The organism is Sphingosinicella sp., assembly GCF_052387495.1.
Classification (GTDB): Bacteria; Pseudomonadota; Alphaproteobacteria; order Sphingomonadales; family Sphingomonadaceae; genus Allosphingosinicella.
This window is the reverse complement of the sequence record NZ_JBQTJC010000122.1, coordinates 1-17,616: the sequence shown is the minus strand read 5'-3', so window position 1 is coordinate 17,616 and position 17,616 is coordinate 1. Positions and strand designations below refer to the sequence as shown.

The window sequence follows — 17,616 nt, the reverse complement described above, 5'->3', positions numbered from 1 at the left end:
GCCTGGCCGAGCTTCAGCGTGGATTGGGGATTTTCGTTGAGGAAGACCTCTTCGACCGCCGCTTCGGCTGGCGCGTGCGCCTCGATCACCGCGCCGAGCAACTCGTCGAGCCGCACCAGCCGCGCGGCCAGCGCCTGCTTGGGATCGGTCCGCACCTGGCCGTTGGCGACATGGGAGAGGCGATTGCCCTCGGCAGCGATCACGCCCCAGCCGGTGCAGGCGAGACCCGGATCGAGACCGATGATGATCACGGAATTTTGTTCGCGCGGAGACGCGGAGACGCGGAGGGGCTGGACCAAATGGGCGCGCCAGCGCCCGTTTCCCCGTGCTTCAGGAAAAGGCGCTGCGCGCCGACGCAAGGCTTGCACTCTCCGCGTCTCCGCGTCTCCGCGCGCATCCTACGCCAGCCTCTCCATCACCTCTTCGGACATTTCGTAATTGCCCCAGACGGTCTGGATGTCGTCATCGTCCTCGAGCGTCTCGACCAATTTGATCAGCTGCTCGGCCTCGTCGCCGGAGACCTCGACCGAATTCTGCGGGCGCCAGGCGAGCCGGACGCTCTCCGCCTCGCCGAGCGCGGCCTCGAGCGCCTTCGCCGCCTCGTGGAGGGTGTCGATCGAGGTCCAGATTTCGTGCAGTTCCTCGCCCGATTCGACATCCTCGGCGCCCGCCTCGATCGCCGCCTCGAAGACCTTGTCGGCGCTGCCCGCCGAGGCCGGATATTCGATCAGGCCGAGCCGCGCGAAGGCGTGCGTCACGGAGCCGGACGCACCCAGATTGCCGCCATTCTTGGAGAAGATGGTGCGGACGTTGGTCGCGGTGCGGTTGCGGTTGTCGGTAAGCGCCTCGACGACGAGGCTGACCCCGCCCGGGCCGAAGCCCTCGTAGCGGATCTCCTCGTAATTCTCGGCGTCGCCGCCGCTCGCCTTGTCGATCGCCCGCTGGATATTGTCCTTGGGCATCGACTGCGCCTTGGCGGCGGTGACCGCAGCGCGCAGGCGCGGGTTCATGTCCGGATCGGGCGTGCCCATCTTCGCCGCGACGGTGAGTTCGCGGGCGAGCTTGGAGAACATCGCCGAGCGCTTTTTGTCCTGCGCGCCCTTGCGGTGCATGATGTTCTTGAATTTGCTGTGGCCGGCCATCGGCGAACTGCTTCCTTCCTGTCTGTTTCGAGGCTCAGCCGAGCCTGACCGCCGTGCCCGAGGCGGTGACCATCAGCATCGAGCCGCCTTGGCCGAGCACCTCGTAGTCGAGATCGATGCCGATCACCGCGTCGGCGCCCAGCGCCGCCGCCTCGGCCTTGGCCTCGTCGAGCGCCTGGGTGCGGGCCGAGCGCAACGTGTCCTCATAGGCACCGGCGCGGCCGCCGACGATGTCGCGCACCCCGGCGAAGAGATCCTTGAAGATGTTTGCACCGACGATGACCTCGCCGGTGACGATGCCGAGATATTGCGCGACCGGGCGGCCCTCGATCGCCGTCGTGGTGGTCATGATCATCGCGTCTTCCTCCTGCGTCAGGCGAGGCCGAGCGCCGCCTTGTAGGTGTCGAGGAGCGCCTCCGCCTCCTGGCGGTCGTGCGTCTCCATCTTCCTCAGCCGCACGATGGCCCGCATGGTCTTGGTGTCGTAGCCGCGCGCCTTGGCCTCGGCATAGACGTCCTTCACGTCGTCGGCGATCGCCTTCTTCTCCTCCTCGAGTCGTTCGATCCGCTCGATCAGCAGCCTCAGTTCGTCGGCCGCGATGCTTCCTTCCGCCAATTCATGCTCCCTGGGATTCGAGGATTCGCCGGTCGGGCTCTACGCATCTGGACCCGCTCCCTCAAGCCGATTGCGACCGTCGCGTGGCTACGCTTGCATGCGAACTGTACAGGAAGTCGCGAAGAGCATAACTTCAGGCAATATCGACTCGGACAAGACTCGTCCAAATTGCGGGGAATCATGAGACAGTTGAGGCATTCGTTCGTCTGCGCGCTGTTGTTGACGACCGCGGGCTGCATGCAATATCTTGTGCAGCCGCCAGCTGCCAGCCTCGCTGGCAGTCCGCAGGAAGTGCCTGCCAGATCCAATCTCAGCTCCCTTCGGGAAGCGCCGGACATCACCGGAACGCATCAGGAGGTGCGGGCCAATTCCTATCTCGGTTCGGAGATTCAGCAGCCTCCCTATGTGCTGGCGGAGCGCTGTGTCGACGGCGAACAGCTGGCGCGGGTGATTGTGAGGCGCGACTTCTGGCAGGGCTTGGTGAGTTGGATCAGCTTCGGGCTCATCGCCCCGGCCACCGTGATCTATGTCTGTGCGAACGCTAGCGATCCGCCGCTGGGCAACAGCAGCGGCGGCACCGGTAGCGATTGATGGCGCGGCAGCCGAGCTTCAACCCGATCAAGGAATGGAGGAACTTCCACCAGAGCTACGAGCAGGTGATCGAGGGAGAATATGACCTTTTCATGCCCCAACAGAGCGCGCCGCTCAGCTTCGACGACCTCAAGGAGACGACACGCCAGTTCCAGGCGCTGATCGCCGACGCGCGGCAGATGGGACTGAAGATTCGAGCGGTCGGATCGAGCTGGTCGCTGTCCCGGGCGCCTGCGACCACCGGCTGGGCGCTCAACACGAACCGGCTGCGCGGCCGGATGAAAATCGCGCCCGGCGACATCGATCCGGGCTATCCCGGCACCGCCGACCAGAAGGCCGGCCTCTATTTCTTCCAGTGCGGCAACACCGTCGCCGACGTGAACAAGGTGATCGAGAGCAAGGGGCAGCGCCGCTCGCTGTTCACCTCCGGCGCCGCCAACGGCCAGACGATCGTTGGCGCGACCGCCTGCGGCACGCACGGCTCCGCGCTCGATTTCGGCGCACTCCACGACCATATCGTCGCGATCCATCTCATCGCCACCGACGACAGCCATTTCTGGATCGAGCGCCAGAGCCGGCCCGTAATGAGCCCGGCCTGGGTAGCGAAGCTCGGCGCGACGCTTAAGCGCGCCGACGACGATCTGTTCAACGCGGCCGTGGTCTCGTTCGGCAGCTTCGGAATCATCGAGGCGGTGGTGATCGAGACGGTTCCGCGCTACCTGCTGGATACCCAGCCGGGCATGGCGCCACTCGACGAGAATCTGTGGAAGGCGATCGGCGCGCTCGATTTTTCCGCCCATCCCTTCTTCAAGAGGGGCAAGCCCTATTTTTTCCAGGCGGTGATCAACCCGGCCACCGACGAGGTGCTGCTCAACGCCAATTACAAGCGCGACAAGGACGACGACCGCGAGCCCAAATACGGCCTGACTCAAGATCCGAAGGCGATCGGCCCGGGCTTCGACGCCTTGTCGACGGTCGGTCTGATTCTGGACGCGTTCAAGGGGCTGATCCCGGCTTTTTCCCAGCTGGCGGCGAAGCAGCTGTTCGACACGGCCGAGAAGACCGGCACCCCGGGCGAGATCTACGGGTACAAGGCGCCCCTGCTCCACGTCGCGAGTGGCAGCGTCGCGGTCGCGCTCCCCGATGCGCGGCGGGCGCTGGAGACGCTGATCCAGCTCTACAAGGAGGTCGGCCCGGTGCCGCTGGTCCTCGGCTGCCGCTACGTGCGCAAATCGCCCGCCCTGCTCGCTTTCAACAAGTTCGACATCGGCCTGATGATCAGCATCGACGGCGTCGACAACAAGAGCGCGCGCGCCTATTTCGCCGCCGCCGCCGATCGGCTGGAGGCGGAGGGCATCGACTATACTCAACATTGGGGCAAGGTGAACGCTTACACCCGAAAGCGGATCGACAAGGCCTATGGCGCCAATGTCGCCAAGTGGCTCGATGCGCGCCGTCAGGTGCTGCCCGACCCCGCCGACCGGGCGCTCTTCGATAATGCCTATGTCGAGGAGCGTGGGCTCGCGGGTTGAACTGTCGACCCGAGCGGCTATTGCCCTCGTCCGTGAGCAAGGAGTCCAGCCCCAGCCGGTTCGTGCCGCGCGGCCGCAAAGTGCGGATCCTCGCGACCCTGGGCCCCGCCAGCGACAGCCCCGAGATGATCCGCCGGCTCGCCGAGGCGGGCGCCGACGCCTTCCGGATCAACATGAGCCACGGCGATCACAAGGACCATGCGCGGCGGATCGAGGCGATCCGCGCGCTGGAGGCCGAGCTGGACCGCCCGACCACGATCCTCGCCGACCTGCAGGGGCCCAAGCTGCGCGTCGGACGCTTCGAGGGCGACAAGGCGGAGCTGAAGACCGGGCAGCGTTTCACCTTCGACCGCCAGAAGAAGCTCGGGGACCAGAGCCGCGTCACCCTGCCGCACAAGGAGATTTTCGAGGCGATGAAGCCGGGCGTGCGGCTGCTCGTCGACGACGGCAAGCTCGTCTTCCGCGTCACCGCCTGCGACAAAGACCGGATCGAGACCCAGGTCATGGTCGGTGGAACGATCTCGAACAACAAGGGGCTGAACCTGCCCGACGTGGTGCTGCCGCTCGCCGCGCTGACCGAGAAGGACCGCGCCGACCTCGCCTTCGCGCTGGAGCAAGGGGTGGACTGGATCGCGCTCTCCTTCGTCCAGCGGCCCGAGGACGTGGCCGAGGCGCGGCGGCTGATCGGCGCCAAGGCCAATCTGCTCGCCAAGATCGAGAAGCCGGCGGCGATCGAGCGGCTGAACGATATCCTGGAGCTCGCCGACGCGGTGATGGTCGCGCGCGGCGATCTCGGCGTCGAGATGCCGCCCGAGCAGGTACCGCCCCTGCAGAAGCAGATCGTCGAGGCGGCGCGCCGGCTGGGCCGCCCGGTCGTGGTCGCGACCCAGATGCTCGAATCGATGATCTCGTCGCCTTCGCCGACTCGGGCCGAGGTCTCCGACGTCGCCACCGCCGTCTATGACGGCGCCGACGCGATCATGCTCTCGGCCGAGAGCGCCTCGGGCCAATATCCGTGCGAGGCGGTGGAGATGATGGACCGGATCGCGGCGAGCGCCGAATCCGACCCCACCCACCATGCCCGCGTCCATTTCACCGAGACCCTGCCCGACGCGACCACCAACGACGCCATCGCCCGGGCGGCGGCGGACATGGTGCAGACGGTGAGCGCTTCGGCGATCGTCTGCTTCACCAGCTCGGGCTCGACCGCGCGGCGAGTGGCGCGCGAGCGGCCGACCGTGCCGTTGCTCGTGCTCACGCCCTCGCTCAAGACGGCGCGGCGGCTTGGCCTGCTCTGGGGCGCGCATGCGGTGCGCACGCGCGACGTGCACAGCTTCGAGGAGATGGTTGGCAAGTAGAAGCGGATGGCGCTCCGCCATGGCCTCGCCAAGGCGGGCGAGCGCATCCTCGTCACCGCCGGCGTGCCGTTCGGCGTGCCCGGCTCGACCAACGTCGTCCACGTCGCCCGCCTGATCGGCGACGAATTGGAGCGCCACCGCGACAGTTAGGCGGGGAGCAGGCCCTCCGCCTCGAGCCGCGCGCGCAAATCCTCGGCGGTGGTGAAGAGATGCGCCTTCATGCCCACCGCCTCGGCCGCGGCGACGTTGATCGCGCGATCGTCGACGAAGAGCGCGTCGGCGGGGCGCAGGCGGAAGCGGTCCAGCGCGAGCCAGTAGATCGCCGGATCGGGCTTCAGCAGCTTCACCTCGCCGGAGACGACGATGTCGCGGAAGCGATCGAAGAAGGCGCGCTCGCGGGCATGGAAAGGCGGCCAGAAATCGGCCGAGAAATTGGTGATCGCGAAGAGCGGGACGCCCGCCGCGTCGAGCGCCTCTACCAGGGCATGGACGCCGGGCACCGGCCCGGTGATCGTCTCGCCGAACCGCTCGCTCCAGGCGGCGATCAGCGCCGCATATTGGGGGAAGGTTTCGTTGAGCTCGGCCGCCGCCTCGTCATAGGGCCGGCCGCCGTCGAGGCGCTCGTGCCAGGCGTAGAAATCGACGTCCGCGATGAACTTCAGGCGCGCGTCGTCATCGGCGATCTGCCGGACGAGGAAGGCCTCGGGGTCCCAGCCGTAGAGAACGTTGCCGACGTCGAAGACGACGGCTGTTGCCGTCACGACAGGGTCAGCCCTGGCGCGCCTTGAAGCGGCGGTTCGTCTTGTTGATGACGTAGGTGCGGCCCCGGCGGCGGATCACGCGGCAGTCGCGGTGGCGCGACTTCAGGGATTTGAGCGAGTTGCGGATCTTCATGGCCGTGACGCCTGCCTGTTTCTAACCGATTTGCCTGAGAAAATGCGAGGCGCTCACCTAGGGGGAGGGCGCTCTCAAGTCAAGGCGCGGCATGCCTCAGAGCTAAGGGTATAATCTGCTTTGCGGAGAGGTCTGCGCCCGCAATCTTGGAAGAATCTTCCAAATCGGCCATGACGCGGGCATGGACCGCACCGATCTCAGGATTCTCGCCATCCTTCAGGAGGATGCATCTTTGCCCGTCGCCGAGGTGGCGAGCCGGGTGAACCTGTCCCAGACCCCGTGCTGGCGCCGTATCCAGAAGCTGGAGGCGCAAGGCGTGATCGCGCGCCGCGTCGCCTTGCTCGATCCGGAGAAGATGGGTCTGGGCATCTCGGTCTTCGTCGAGATCGAGGCGCGCGATCATTCGCCCGAATGGCTCGCCGCCTTCGCCGAGGCGGTGGCGGCGATGCCCGAGGTGATGGAGGTCTACCGGATGGCGGGCGACGTCGACTATCTGTTGCGCGTCGCGGTCGGCTCGATGGTCGACTATGACGATTTCTACCGGCGGCTGATCCGCGACGTGCCGTTGAAGAACGTCACCTCGCGCTTCGCGATGGAGCGGGTGAAGAGCACGACCGCTTTTCCGATCGATCCGGACGCGCCCAGGAAAAACGCCCCCGGCGCAGCCGGCGCCGGGGGCGAGGGGACCGCATCAACCTAGGGAGACTTCAGCGGTGCGTAACGGGACGGCCCGTCAGAGGCCGTTGGTCGTGCCGTTGGTGACCGCGGCGTTGGCGTCGACCGCGTTCAGGTCGGTGCCGGTGCCGTCGAGCAGCACGTCGTTGCCGAGCAGGTTCAGATCCTCCGGCACGACATTGTAGAGCGCGTCCGACGTGTTGTTGGCCGCGACATTGGTCTCCGCGCCGCCGCCGCAGGCGCTGAGCGCCACCAGGCCGGCCGCGAGGATGGCCGTGGAAACGAGTTTCATGCGTCTAACCCCTGTTTCGAATCATGGGGGACGGAATGGACCATGGCAGCGGCCATGCTGCAATGCGGGATCGGCCAGGCGCGCAACTTTGCACGATCGCGCTCTTGAACGGCGCGCGGACGAATGCGCTCTTGCGCGCCGCGCGCGGAATTGAGCGGAAATTTGCGAGAGGCTCAGCGGCGTTCGGCGAGCTTGCGCTCCCAGGCGAGGGCATCGGCGACGATCGTGTCGAGATCGTCGCGCTGCGGGCGCCAAGGCAATGTGGCGAGGATCATGCGATTGTCGGCGACCAGGATCGGCGGATCGCCGGCGCGGCGCGGCGCCATCCGGCGCTCGACGGCACGGTTGGTGACCCGGTCGACGCTGGCGAGCACCTCAAGCACCGAGAATCCACGGCCGTAGCCGCAATTCATCACATGGCTTGCTGCCGGGTCAGCGAGCAGCGCCTCGAGCGACAGGACATGAGCGGCGGCAAGGTCGCTGACATGGATATAATCGCGCACCCCGGTGCCGTCGGGCGTCTCATAGTCCGTGCCGTAGACCGCGACATGATCGCGCTTGCCGGTCGCCGCCTCGACCGCGACCTTGATCAGATGGGTCGCGCCCGCGGTCGACTGGCCTGAGCGGCCTTGGGGGTCGGCGCCAGCGACGTTGAAATAGCGCAGGGCGCAATAGTTGATCGGGTGCGCGGCGGCGGTGTCGGCGAGCATCCGCTCGGTCATCAGCTTCGACCAGCCGTAGGGATTGATCGGCACGGTCGGCGCGCCTTCCGCGACCGGTACCTCCTCGGGAATGCCGTAGGTCGCCGCGGTCGAAGAGAAGATGAAGTGCCCGACTCCGCCCCTCACCGCGCTCTCGATCAGCGCGCGGCTCTTCGCGGTGTTATTCTCATAATATTTGAGCGGGTTTTCGACGGACTCCGGCACCACCACCGAGCCCGCGAAATGCATGATCGCGCCGATCCGATGCTCGGCGATCAGCTTCGCGAGCAGCGCTTGGTCGGCGATGTCGCCGCGCACGAACGCCGCGCCGTCGGCCACCGCCCATTCGAAGCCGGTCGAAAGATTGTCGATCACGACCACCGGCCAGCCGGCGTCGAGCAAAGCGAGCACGGCGTGGCTGCCGATATAGCCCGCGCCCCCGGTCACCAGCACGGGCAGGCGATTCACCTGATTCAACTTTTCCCTCTCCCGCCGCTGTCGGATGCAGCGAAATCGCGCTAAGACTCGTTACAGGCCCTATACAGTTCATTCTCTCAAGGACGAGGTGGATGATGAAAAAATCGGTCGCCTTCTTCGCCATCGCGGCCGCGGCGCTCGCCGGCTGTGCCACCGATCAGGGCATGGGCGTGCGCGAGGGCGCGTCCGTCACCCGCTTCCATCTCGGCCAGCCGATCGCGCGCGGCGAGATCAGGGTCGAGCCGTCGGATCCCGCCGCGGCCAGCAGTCTCGAATTCGGCCAGCTCGCCGCCCCGGTGGAGCGCGAACTCGCCCGGCTCGGCTGGACGATCGCGCGCGGCAATGCGCGCTCGGAGCAGGTGGCGGTGGTCCGTGTCGAGCAGGGCTCGCGCGCGGCCTCGCGCGGCGGCGGACTCAGCATCGGCCTCGGCGGCGGCTCGTTCGGGCGGCGGAGCGGCGTCGGCGTCGGCGGCACGATTCCGGTCGGCGGCTCCGGGCCGATCGTCGTCACCGAACTCGAAGTGCGCATCCAGCGCCGCTCCGACGCGACCGTCGCCTGGGAGGGCCGGGCGCAGACCGAGGCGCGGGCGGGATCGCCGCTCGCCAACCCGATCGCCGCGGCAGACCGGCTGGCAATCGCCCTGTTTCAGGACTTTCCCGGCGAGTCGGGGCGCACTATCAGGGTGCGGTAACCCCGCTTCTCCCCAAAGGATTTGAATGACACTCTCAGTTTCGAGCGCCTTCGACGGCGGCAATATCCGTTTGGTTGTCATCGAGGGCGACCGCATCGACCTCGAAATCGCCAAGGACCAGAGTTCCGATTTCTACCAATGGTTCTATTTCCGCGTCACCGGCGGCGGCGGGCGGGCGCTGGAGCTGCGCATATTGAACTGCGCCGGCGCCGCTTATCCGCACGGCTGGGAGCATTATCGCGGCTGCATGTCCTACGACCGCGAGGAATGGGAGCGGATCGACACCTCCTACGCCGGCGGCGTGTTGACGATGAAGGTCACTCCGGCGTCCGACAGTGTCTGGTTCGCCTATTTCGCGCCCTATACGATGGAGCGCCACCACGAGCTGGTCGCCTCGGCGGCTTCCTATCCTGGCCTCGCCTACCGCTCGCTCGGCAAGACGCTGGACGGGCAGGAACTCGACTATCTCGAGCTGGCCGGCGGTCCGCTTCAAGTCTGGCTCTACGCCCGCCAGCATCCGGGCGAGACGATGGCCGAATGGTGGATGGAAGGCGCCATCGAGCGGCTGCTCGACGAATCCGATCCCGTGACCAAGCGGCTGCGCGAGAAGGCGACTTTCCACATCGTGCCCAACATGAACCCGGATGGGTCGAGGCGCGGGCATTTGCGGACCAACGCCGCCGGCACCAATCTCAACCGCGAATGGCACGCGCCGAGCTTCAAAAAGAGCCCCGAGGTCTTCCACGTCCTCGCCGAGATGGACAAGACCGGCGTCGATTTCGCGATGGACGTCCATGGCGACGAGGCGATCGCAGCCAATTTCCTCGCGGGCTTCGAAGGAATCCCCTCGCACAAGCCGGAGCAGCAGGCCCTGTTCGACGCCTTCAGCGAGGCGCTGGTCCGGGCGACGCCGGACTTCCAGACCGCGAAGGGCTATGACATTCCGGCGCCGGGCAAGGCCAATCTTTCCATGTCCACCGCACAGCTCGCCGAGCGGTTCGGCGCGGTCTCGATGACGCTCGAAATGCCGTTCAAGGACAATGACGATTTGCCCGACCCGGTCTACGGCTGGTCGCCCGAGCGTTGCCGCCTGCTCGCTCGCTCCTGCCTCGACGCGCTCCACGCCGTGATCGACCGCGTCGCCGCCTATCGCGCCGCCTGATGCCCCGCCTCGTCCTGATCCGCCACGGCCAGTCGGCGTGGAATTTGGAGAACCGCTTCACCGGCTGGTGGGATGTCGACCTGACCGAGTTCGGCGCAAAGGAAGCTTGGGCGGCGGGCGAGATGATGAAGGCGAAGGGGCTCGATTTCGACCTGTGCTTCACCAGCTTCCAGACCCGGGCGATCAAGACCCTGCATCTGGCGCTGGAGGCGATGGGCCGGCTGTGGCTGCCCGAGGAGAAAAGCTGGAAGCTAAACGAGCGTCACTATGGCGGGCTCACCGGACTCGACAAGGCGGAGACGGCGGCGAAGCACGGCTCGGACCAAGTGCAATTGTGGCGGCGGAGCTTCGACATCGCACCGCCGCTCCCGGAGGAGGGCTCGCCCTGGGACCTCGCGCAGGACGAGCGCTACAAGGGCGTGCCGATCCCGCAGACCGAGAGCCTCAAGGACACGATCGCGCGCGTACTGCCTTACTGGGAGGAGCGGATCGCGCCCGAGCTCAGAGCCGGCAAGCGCGTGCTCATCTCCGCCCACGGCAATTCGCTCAGGGCGCTGGTCAAGCACCTCTCCGGCATTTCGGACGCGGAGATCACCGGGCTGGAGATTCCGACGGGGCAGCCGTTTGTGTACGAGCTCGACGAGGATTTGAGCGAGATCGAGCGCTATTATCTGAAGGACCGTTGAGGCGGCCTAGAATTCCTTGACGCGGGCGCGGTTGCGGGCGGCGCGGCGGAGCACTTCGTCGACGCTGTCGCCGGGCAGGATCGTCGCGACGCTGACCCAGACGTCCAGCGGGACGATGGCGTGACCGACGTCGAGCGGATGGGCGGCGATGCAGCGCGCGATGCGCTCCGCCGTGTCGAGCGCCGAATCGGCGTCGAGATGGTCGAGCAGCAGCGAGAAGGCGCCGCCCTCGCCGCGCGCGGCGACATCGCTGGTCCGGATCAGGCTCTTCAGGAGGCGGGCGACCTGGCGCAGCGCCGCGTCGCCCGAAAGGCGGCCGTGGCCTTCGTTGATCGCGTTGAGATCCTTGAGATCGACCGAGATCAGGGCCGCCGGCGTGCCGTGGCGCGCGGCATGGCTCAGCACCCGCTCCAGCTCGCGGATGAACTGACGCGGATCGACCAGAGTGGTGAGCGGGTCGCGCCCGCCGATTTCTTCGGCCTCGCCGAGACGAGCGCGGGCCTCGGCCAAGGCGGCACGGAGCAGCGCATTCTCGTCGCTGAGCCGCGACAGCGCCTCGCGGGCGTCCGCGACGGGCGCCTCCGAGACCGCTTCGATGTCCTTCCTGCGGGTCATGGTCCTATTTCTAGAACGCGAAGGTTAACGCAAAGCTTAGGCTCGCGCCGATTGCCGAAGCGGGCCATGCTGGCTAAGGAAGGCCGCTTCGCGGGCAGAAGCGGGTTCGAACCATGGCAGGGGCGCCTCTCGTCGGAATCATCATGGGCAGCCGCTCCGATTGGGAGACGATGCGCCACGCCGCCGAGATGCTCGACGCGCTCGGCGTACCTTACGAGACCAAGGTCGTGTCCGCCCACCGCACGCCCGAACGGCTTTACGCTTATGCCAAGGGAGCCGCGGATCGCGGCCTGAAAGCAATCATCGCCGGCGCGGGTGGCGCGGCGCATCTGCCCGGCATGACCGCCTCGATGACCCGCCTGCCGGTGCTCGGCGTACCGGTCGAGTCCAAAGCACTAGCGGGATTGGACAGCCTGCTCTCCATCGTCCAGATGCCCGCCGGCGTGCCGGTGGCGACGCTGGCGATCGGCCAGCCGGGCGCGGCCAATGCCGGCCTGCTCGCCGCCGCGATCCTCGCCAACGAGGATTCGTCGCTCGCGGCGCGGCTGGACGAGTGGCGCGCCGGGCAGACGGCGGGCGTCGCCGAAACCCCCGAATGAGCGTGCCGCCCGGCTCCACGATCGGCATCATCGGCGGCGGCCAATTGGGGCGGATGCTGTCTATGGCGGCGGCTCAGCTCGGCTATAAATGCCATATCTACGCGCCGGACGAGACCCCGCCCGCCGTCGAGGTGGCGGCCGCGTTCACTCGGGGTGCGTTCGACGATGCCGAGGCGCTCGCGCGCTTCGCCGCGCAGGTCGACGTGGTCACCTACGAATTCGAGAATATCCCCACCCACGCGCTCACCGCCATCACCGCCACAGCGGCGCTTCATCCCTCGGTCCGCTCGCTCGAGATCGCGCAGGACCGGCTGAATGAGAAGGAGTTCGTCCTGTCGCTCGGCGGGCGGCCAGCGCCTTTCGCGAGCGTGGACAGCCGCGACGATCTCGACACGGCGCTTGACCAGCTCGGCGCACCGGCGATCCTGAAGACAAGACGGCTCGGCTATGACGGCAAGGGGCAGGCGCGGATCGACGCTCCGGCGGGAACCGACGCGGCGTGGGAGGCGATCAAGGGCGCGTCGTCCGTGCTCGAAGGCTTCGTCACCTTCGACGCCGAATTCTCGATCCTGCTCTGCCGCGGATCCGGGGGCGAGCTGGCCATCTGGGACGCGCCGCGCAACGTGCACGCGAACGGCATCCTCGACCGCTCGATCGTGCCCGCCGGGTCAGCGCTGGCGCCCGCCATCGCCAAGGCCGAAGGGCTGGCCCGCCGGATCGCCGATGCGATCGGCCATGTTGGCATGCTGGCGATCGAATTTTTCGCGGTCGGCGGGGAGGCGGTGTTCAACGAAATGGCGCCGCGCGTCCACAATAGCGGCCACTGGACCATCGAGGGCGCGGCGACCTCGCAGTTCGAGAACCATATCCGAGCGATCTGCGGCCTGCCGCTCGGCGCGACCGACCTCGAGGCGGCCCGCGTCGAGATGACGAACCTGATTGGGAGCGACGTCGAGGCCTGGCCCGCTCTGCTCGCCGAGCGCGGGGCCCATCTCCACCTCTACGGCAAGAAGCATCCGCGCCCCGGCCGCAAGATGGGGCACGTCACGCGGCTAAGCGGCCGGGCGGACTAGACTCCGCCCAGCCTCTTCTCAGCTTATTGCGCGGGCCGCTGCGTCGGCAGCTGCGGCATGCCAGGCAGAGTCAACACTTCGATCGGCATGCCCAGCGCCTCGAGCTGCGGCCGGATCCGGGACGCATCGCCGACCACCACCCAGACGAAATTGCGCGGGTCGATGTAGCGGCGGGCGGTCGTGTCCAGCACCTGCGCCGTCATGCCGCGATAGCGCCCGGCCAACGTCTCCTGATAATTGTCCGGACGCCGGTAGAGCGCATTGGAGCGCAGCGCGGCGAGCACCGCATTCGAAGTCTCGAACTGACCCGGCAGCGAACCGGTGCTGCCGGCGATCACCCGGGCAAGCTCATTGGCCTGCACGCCCTCCGTGGTCAGGAAGTTGCGCACCATCTCCATCGTCGCGGTGATCGAGGGCCCGGTCTGATCGGCCTGAACGGGGGCGGTGATGATATACGGCACCTGATGCTCGACCAGGTTTGGAGCGCCGCGCGCGCCATAGGACCAGCCGCGCCGCTCGCGCAGCTCCATGTTGATGCGAGCGAGGAAATCGCCGCCGAGCACCTGATTTGCCGCGGTGAAATCGAGCAGATCCTGCGTCCCTTGCGCATCCAGAATCTGGCCCGCGATGATGAACGACTGGGGTGATTGCGGCCGGTCGATCAGCACGATCCGCGGCCGCGCCGGCGGGATCGGGACGTTGAACGCCTTGGTCCCGCGCGGCACGCTCGGTGCCCGCCAATTGCCGAACCGGCTTTCGAGTTGCCGCACGAAATCGGCGAGCGGCAGATCACCGACCGCGAAGATCGTCGCATTGTCCGGCCGGATCCAGGTCTGGTGGAAGCGGACCAGCTCGTCGCGGGTCAGCACCCGGACCGCGGCAGGATCGCCGGTGCCGGTGAACGGCTTCCCGTAGGGATGCCGGTCGCCGTAAAGCACGCCCGGCAACGCGCGGAGGGCCAGACCCGCGGGTTGCGTCATCTCGGCGGCGATGCCGGCGAGCTGCTGCTGGCGGATACGCTCGACCTCGCGCGGGTCGAAGGCGGGATTGCGGATGACGTCCGCGAGCAAATCGAGCGACTGGCCGAGCGCGGGAGTCATCGCGGTCAGGGAAACCGTCGTGCGGTCGAGGTTGGCGCCAGTGCCGATCATCGCGCCGAGACGTTCCTGCGCCTCGGCAAGCTGGGTCGAATTGAGGCTGGTCGTACCCTCTTCGAGCAGGTTCAGCATCATCGACTGGGTGCCGAGCCGGTTGGCGGGATCGGCGGCGATCCCGGCGTCGAACTCGACCGCGACGCGGGTCACCGGAACGGGGGTCCGCCGGGCATAGACAACCTGGATGCCGTTGGAGAGGCGGGCGCGCTCGACATCCGGGAAATCGAGGGTGGGCGCCTCGCCGATCGGCGGCGGCGTGCGCTGGTCGAAGGTCAGCGGCGCGAGCGGCTGGTCGCCCGGCTGCGGCGGCGTATAGTAGCGCGGCCGCTGCGCTCCGGAACTGATGTTGACGCCCGCCGGGGCGCGGGCGCCGGTGACGCCCGGCGCCTCCTCATAGGCCTCGCGCTCGCCCGGATCGACGCGGATCGCGAGCGTCGGACGGGTCAGCCAGCGCTGCATCGCCGCGCGGACCTGCACCGGCGTGACGCTCGCCAGCTGCTGGAGCCTCGTGCGATAGAAATTGGGATCGTCGGCATAGAGCATGCCTTCGGCGAGCGCGACGGCCTTGCCGCCGAAGCCGCCGACCTGCTCGAGCCCCTGGACGCGTCCCGAAAGCGTACGCATCACCGCGCGGCGGACCTCGTCCTCAGTCGGGCCAGTGCGGACATATTCGGCGATGATCTCGTCGAGGCGGCGCGAGACGGCGTCGGCATCCTGACCGGGGCGCACGTCGACCGTGACCTCGAACATGCTCACCCGCTGGAAGGCCTGGTTGCTCGCGGTGACCCGGACCGCCGTCTGCTCGCCGCGGACGAGGAGGTTGTCGAGCCGCGAACTGTCGAGCCCGCCGAGCACCGACGCGGCGACCTGGAGCGGAACCTGGTCGTCATGGGTGAGGCCCGGTGTCGCCCAGTTACGGTAGAGCCGGGTGTTGGCGACGCGATCATGCATCAGCACGTCGCGCCGCGCGTCCAGCGTCGGCACGTCGGCCTGGGCCGGCTCGTTCACCGGTCCGCGCGGGATGTCGCCGAAATAGCGCTCGACCAAAGGACGCGCCTCGGCGGCGTTGATGTCGCCGGCGAGGACGAGGACCGCGTTATTCGGCCCGTAATTGTCGCGGAACCATTCGCGCACGGTGTCCAGCGTCGCGGCGGAGAGATCGGCCATCGAGCCGATCGTCGAGTGGCGATAGGGATGGCCTTCGGGGAAGAGACCCTCGAGCTGGGCATATTCGACCATGCCGTAGGGCTGGTTGTCGCCCTGGCGCTTCTCATTCTGGACGACGCCGATCTGGTTGGTGAGATTCTCCTGGGTGACGGCGCCGAGCAGGTGACCCATGCGGTCGCTCTCAAGGAACAAGGCGCGCTCGAGGGCCGAGCGCGGCACGGGCTGGAAATTATTGGTGCGGTCGAACCAGGTGGTGCCGTTGAGATCGGTGGCACCCATCTGGCGGGTATATTCGAAATATTCGCCCGGAGCATTCTCCGAACCGTTGAACATCAGGTGCTCGAAGAGGTGCGCAAAGCCGGTGCGGCCCGCCGGCTCGTCCTTGGAGCCGACATTGTACCAGATGCTGACCGCGACCACGGGCGCCTTGCGGTCCTCGTGGACGACGACGCGCAAGCCGTTGTCGAGCGTGAAGGTTTCGAACGGAATTTCGACCCGCTGCAGCAGCTGCTGGACGGCAGCGTCGGCCGCCGCGTTGGGCTGAACCGTCGCCGCATTGTTCGCGGTGGCGGCGCTGCCGGCCAGCGACAGGCCGGCGGCGAACGCGAGGGCGGTGAAAATCTTGCGCATGCGACTCCCCTGAATTGCAGGGGGCGAACACTAGCGCGGTGTGCCGCCAATGCAATACGCCAGGCGCTTACTATTTGGAGAAAAACGGGTTTGCGCCGCGACATTGTGCCGCCCGCGCCGTCCACTACATGGAGGCGAACGGAAAGAGGGCGACAACGGCCATGAATCTCGAGAAGTTCACCGACCGGGCGCGCGGCTTCCTGCAGACGGCGCAGACCGTCGCGGCGCGGATGAACCACCAGCGAATCGCGCCGGTCCACCTGCTGAAGGCTTTGCTCGAGGACGAACAGGGCATGGCCTCGGGGCTGATCGCGCGGGCCGGCGGGAGCGGCGAAGCGGCGCGGCGCGAGACGGACGAGGCGCTGGCGAGGGTCCCCGCGGTCTCGGGCAGCGGCGCGGCCGCCGCGCCGGCGCTCGACGGGGAGATCATGCGGGTGCTCGATTCCGCCGAACAGATCGCGCAGAAGGCCGGAGATTCCTATGTCACCGTCGAGCGGCTGCTGCTTGCCCTGGTGTTTTCGAAGGACACCGATGCCGGCAAGGCGCTCGCCGATGCTGGGCTCAAGGCCGAGGCACTCAACGCGGCGATCAATGAGCTCCGCGACGGCCGCAGCGCCGACACAGCGACCGCTGAGGACCGCTACGACGCGCTGAAGAAGTTCGCCCGCGACCTCACCCAGGCGGCACGCGACGGCAAGCTCGACCCCGTCATCGGCCGCGACGAGGAGATTCGCCGCACCGTCCAGATCCTCGCCCGGCGGACCAAGAACAATCCCGTCCTGATCGGCGATCCCGGCGTCGGCAAGACGGCGATCGCCGAGGGGCTGGCGCTCCGGATCGCCAATGGCGACGTGCCCGACAGCCTCAAGGACCGCCGCCTGATGGCGCTCGACATGGGCTCTCTGATCGCCGGCGCCAAGTATCGTGGCGAGTTCGAGGAGCGGCTGAAGGGCGTGCTCGACGAGGTCAAGGGTGCCGAGGGCGACATCATCCTGTTCATCGACGAGATGCATACCCTGATCGGCGCCGGGAAGTCCGAGGGCGCGATGGACGCCTCGAACCTCCTCTAGCCGGCTTTGTCGCGCGGTGAGCTCCAGTGCATCGGCGCCACCACGCTCGACGAATATCGCAAGCATGTCGAGAAGGACCCGGCGCTGCAGCGGCGCTTCCAGCCGGTCTTCATCGGCGAGCCGAGCGTCGAGGACACGATCTCGATCCTGCGCGGCCTCAAGGAGAAATACGAGCTGCACCACGGCGTCAGGATCACCGACAGCGCGCTCGTCTCCGCCGCGACGCTCTCCAACCGCTACATCACCGACCGCTTCCTGCCCGACAAGGCGATCGACCTGATGGACGAGGCGGCGAGCCGGATCCGCATGGAGGTGGAGAGCAAGCCGGAGGAGATCGAGACGCTCGACCGGCGGATCATCCAACTGAAGATCGAGCGCGAGGCGCTGAAGAAGGAGAAGGACGCGGCTTCGAAGGAAAGGTTGAAGGCGCTGGAGGGCGAGCTGGCCGGGCTCGAGGAGCAGTCCGCCGCGCTGACCACGCGCTGGCAGGC

Annotated in this window: 18 protein-coding genes and 2 pseudogenes; 10 read left to right on the top strand and 10 right to left on the bottom strand. The window is 67.4% G+C overall.

The features are described 5' to 3' along the window. From ACT4N8_RS07160 to ACT4N8_RS07145, 4 genes are all read right to left on the bottom strand, one after another. Positions 1–251 (bottom strand): crossover junction endodeoxyribonuclease RuvC (locus ACT4N8_RS07160; RefSeq protein ID WP_444857446.1); only part of this gene is annotated, 251 nt, incomplete at its 3' end. 147 nt (positions 252–398) lie between these two features. After that, positions 399–1,142, bottom strand: coding sequence for a YebC/PmpR family DNA-binding transcriptional regulator (locus ACT4N8_RS07155; protein WP_444857445.1), 744 nt, complete (start codon positions 1,140–1,142; stop codon positions 399–401). 34 nt (positions 1,143–1,176) lie between these two features. After that, entirely contained in the window at positions 1,177–1,497 is a 321-nt protein-coding gene (locus ACT4N8_RS07150) for a heavy metal-binding domain-containing protein (RefSeq protein ID WP_444857444.1), read from the bottom strand. 17 nt (positions 1,498–1,514) lie between these two features. Next, positions 1,515–1,757 carry a DUF2312 domain-containing protein gene (locus ACT4N8_RS07145; protein WP_444857443.1) on the bottom strand — a complete coding sequence of 81 codons (243 nt, stop codon included), beginning with the start codon at positions 1,755–1,757 and terminating at the stop codon, positions 1,515–1,517. 180 nt (positions 1,758–1,937) lie between these two features. On the opposite strand from ACT4N8_RS07145, the gene ACT4N8_RS07140 reads away from it, so the two are divergent. From ACT4N8_RS07140 to pyk, 3 genes and pseudogenes are all read left to right on the top strand, one after another. After that, positions 1,938–2,348: a hypothetical protein gene (locus ACT4N8_RS07140; RefSeq protein ID WP_444857442.1), complete on the top strand. Its 411-nt coding sequence runs from the start codon at positions 1,938–1,940 to the stop codon at positions 2,346–2,348. Beyond that, entirely contained in the window at positions 2,348–3,880 is a 1,533-nt protein-coding gene (locus ACT4N8_RS07135) for an FAD-binding protein (RefSeq protein ID WP_444857441.1), read from the top strand. The genes ACT4N8_RS07140 and ACT4N8_RS07135 overlap by 1 nt, the downstream gene beginning before the upstream one ends. Positions 3,881–3,912: 32 nt before the next feature. After that, positions 3,913–5,388: pseudogene (pyk, locus tag ACT4N8_RS07130) on the top strand (pyruvate kinase). On the opposite strand, the gene ACT4N8_RS07125 reads toward pyk, so the two are convergent. Together ACT4N8_RS07125 and ykgO are read right to left on the bottom strand one after the other, a co-directional pair. Next, the gene (locus ACT4N8_RS07125; protein ID WP_444857440.1) at positions 5,385–5,999 is read right to left on the bottom strand and encodes an HAD family hydrolase; all 615 of its coding nucleotides are present in this window, start codon (positions 5,997–5,999) and stop codon (positions 5,385–5,387) included. The pseudogene pyk and the gene ACT4N8_RS07125 sit on opposite strands and share 4 nt — an antisense overlap. Before the next feature lie 7 nt (positions 6,000–6,006). Continuing rightward, entirely contained in the window at positions 6,007–6,132 is a 126-nt protein-coding gene (ykgO, locus tag ACT4N8_RS07120; RefSeq protein WP_006833921.1) for a type B 50S ribosomal protein L36, read from the bottom strand. A 181-nt stretch (positions 6,133–6,313) separates the two neighbouring features. Here ykgO and ACT4N8_RS07115 point away from each other — a divergent pair, with 181 nt between their 5' ends. Continuing rightward, positions 6,314–6,832 (top strand): Lrp/AsnC family transcriptional regulator, encoded by a 519-nt coding sequence (locus tag ACT4N8_RS07115; RefSeq protein WP_444857439.1) that lies wholly within the window; start codon positions 6,314–6,316, stop codon positions 6,830–6,832. 33 nt (positions 6,833–6,865) lie between these two features. On the opposite strand, the gene ACT4N8_RS07110 is transcribed toward ACT4N8_RS07115, so the two are convergent. Together ACT4N8_RS07110 and galE are read right to left on the bottom strand one after the other, a co-directional pair. Next, positions 6,866–7,099 carry a hypothetical protein gene (locus tag ACT4N8_RS07110; RefSeq protein ID WP_444857438.1) on the bottom strand — a complete coding sequence of 78 codons (234 nt, stop codon included), beginning with the start codon at positions 7,097–7,099 and terminating at the stop codon, positions 6,866–6,868. 173 nt (positions 7,100–7,272) lie between these two features. Continuing rightward, on the bottom strand, positions 7,273–8,268 hold the full coding sequence (galE, locus tag ACT4N8_RS07105) for a UDP-glucose 4-epimerase GalE (protein WP_444857437.1): 996 nt from the start codon (positions 8,266–8,268) through the stop codon (positions 7,273–7,275). A 101-nt stretch (positions 8,269–8,369) separates the two neighbouring features. Between galE and ACT4N8_RS07100 the strand changes: the two genes are divergently transcribed. From ACT4N8_RS07100 to gpmA, 3 genes are read left to right on the top strand one after another with little or no spacing between them, the layout of a single operon-like run. Continuing rightward, on the top strand, positions 8,370–8,969 hold the full coding sequence (locus ACT4N8_RS07100; RefSeq protein WP_444857436.1) for a DUF4136 domain-containing protein: 600 nt from the start codon (positions 8,370–8,372) through the stop codon (positions 8,967–8,969). 25 nt (positions 8,970–8,994) lie between these two features. Next, on the top strand, positions 8,995–10,131 hold the full coding sequence (locus ACT4N8_RS07095; RefSeq protein WP_444857435.1) for a M14 family metallopeptidase: 1,137 nt from the start codon (positions 8,995–8,997) through the stop codon (positions 10,129–10,131). Further along, positions 10,131–10,817: a 2,3-diphosphoglycerate-dependent phosphoglycerate mutase gene (gpmA, locus tag ACT4N8_RS07090; protein ID WP_444857434.1), complete on the top strand. Its 687-nt coding sequence runs from the start codon at positions 10,131–10,133 to the stop codon at positions 10,815–10,817. Before ACT4N8_RS07095 ends, gpmA begins: the two co-directional genes overlap by 1 nt. Before the next feature lie 6 nt (positions 10,818–10,823). Here the strand turns inward: gpmA and ACT4N8_RS07085 are convergent, their stop codons facing one another. Continuing rightward, positions 10,824–11,432, bottom strand: a complete 609-nt coding sequence (locus ACT4N8_RS07085; protein WP_444857433.1) for a GGDEF domain-containing protein — start codon at positions 11,430–11,432, stop codon at positions 10,824–10,826. Positions 11,433–11,545: 113 nt separating this feature from the next. On the opposite strand from ACT4N8_RS07085, the gene purE reads away from it, so the two are divergent. Together purE and ACT4N8_RS07075 are read left to right on the top strand one after the other, a co-directional pair. After that, the gene (gene purE, locus ACT4N8_RS07080; RefSeq protein WP_444857432.1) at positions 11,546–12,031 is read left to right on the top strand and encodes a 5-(carboxyamino)imidazole ribonucleotide mutase; all 486 of its coding nucleotides are present in this window, start codon (positions 11,546–11,548) and stop codon (positions 12,029–12,031) included. Beyond that, positions 12,028–13,104, top strand: a complete 1,077-nt coding sequence (locus tag ACT4N8_RS07075; protein WP_444857431.1) for a 5-(carboxyamino)imidazole ribonucleotide synthase — start codon at positions 12,028–12,030, stop codon at positions 13,102–13,104. Before purE ends, ACT4N8_RS07075 begins: the two co-directional genes overlap by 4 nt. Before the next feature lie 23 nt (positions 13,105–13,127). Here the strand turns inward: ACT4N8_RS07075 and ACT4N8_RS07070 are convergent, their stop codons facing one another. Then, positions 13,128–16,055, bottom strand: coding sequence for a M16 family metallopeptidase (locus ACT4N8_RS07070; RefSeq protein ID WP_444857430.1), 2,928 nt, complete (start codon positions 16,053–16,055; stop codon positions 13,128–13,130). 161 nt (positions 16,056–16,216) lie between these two features. Here ACT4N8_RS07070 and ACT4N8_RS07065 point away from each other — a divergent pair. Then, a pseudogene (locus ACT4N8_RS07065) lies at positions 16,217–17,616 on the top strand (Clp protease N-terminal domain-containing protein); the annotation flags it as partial.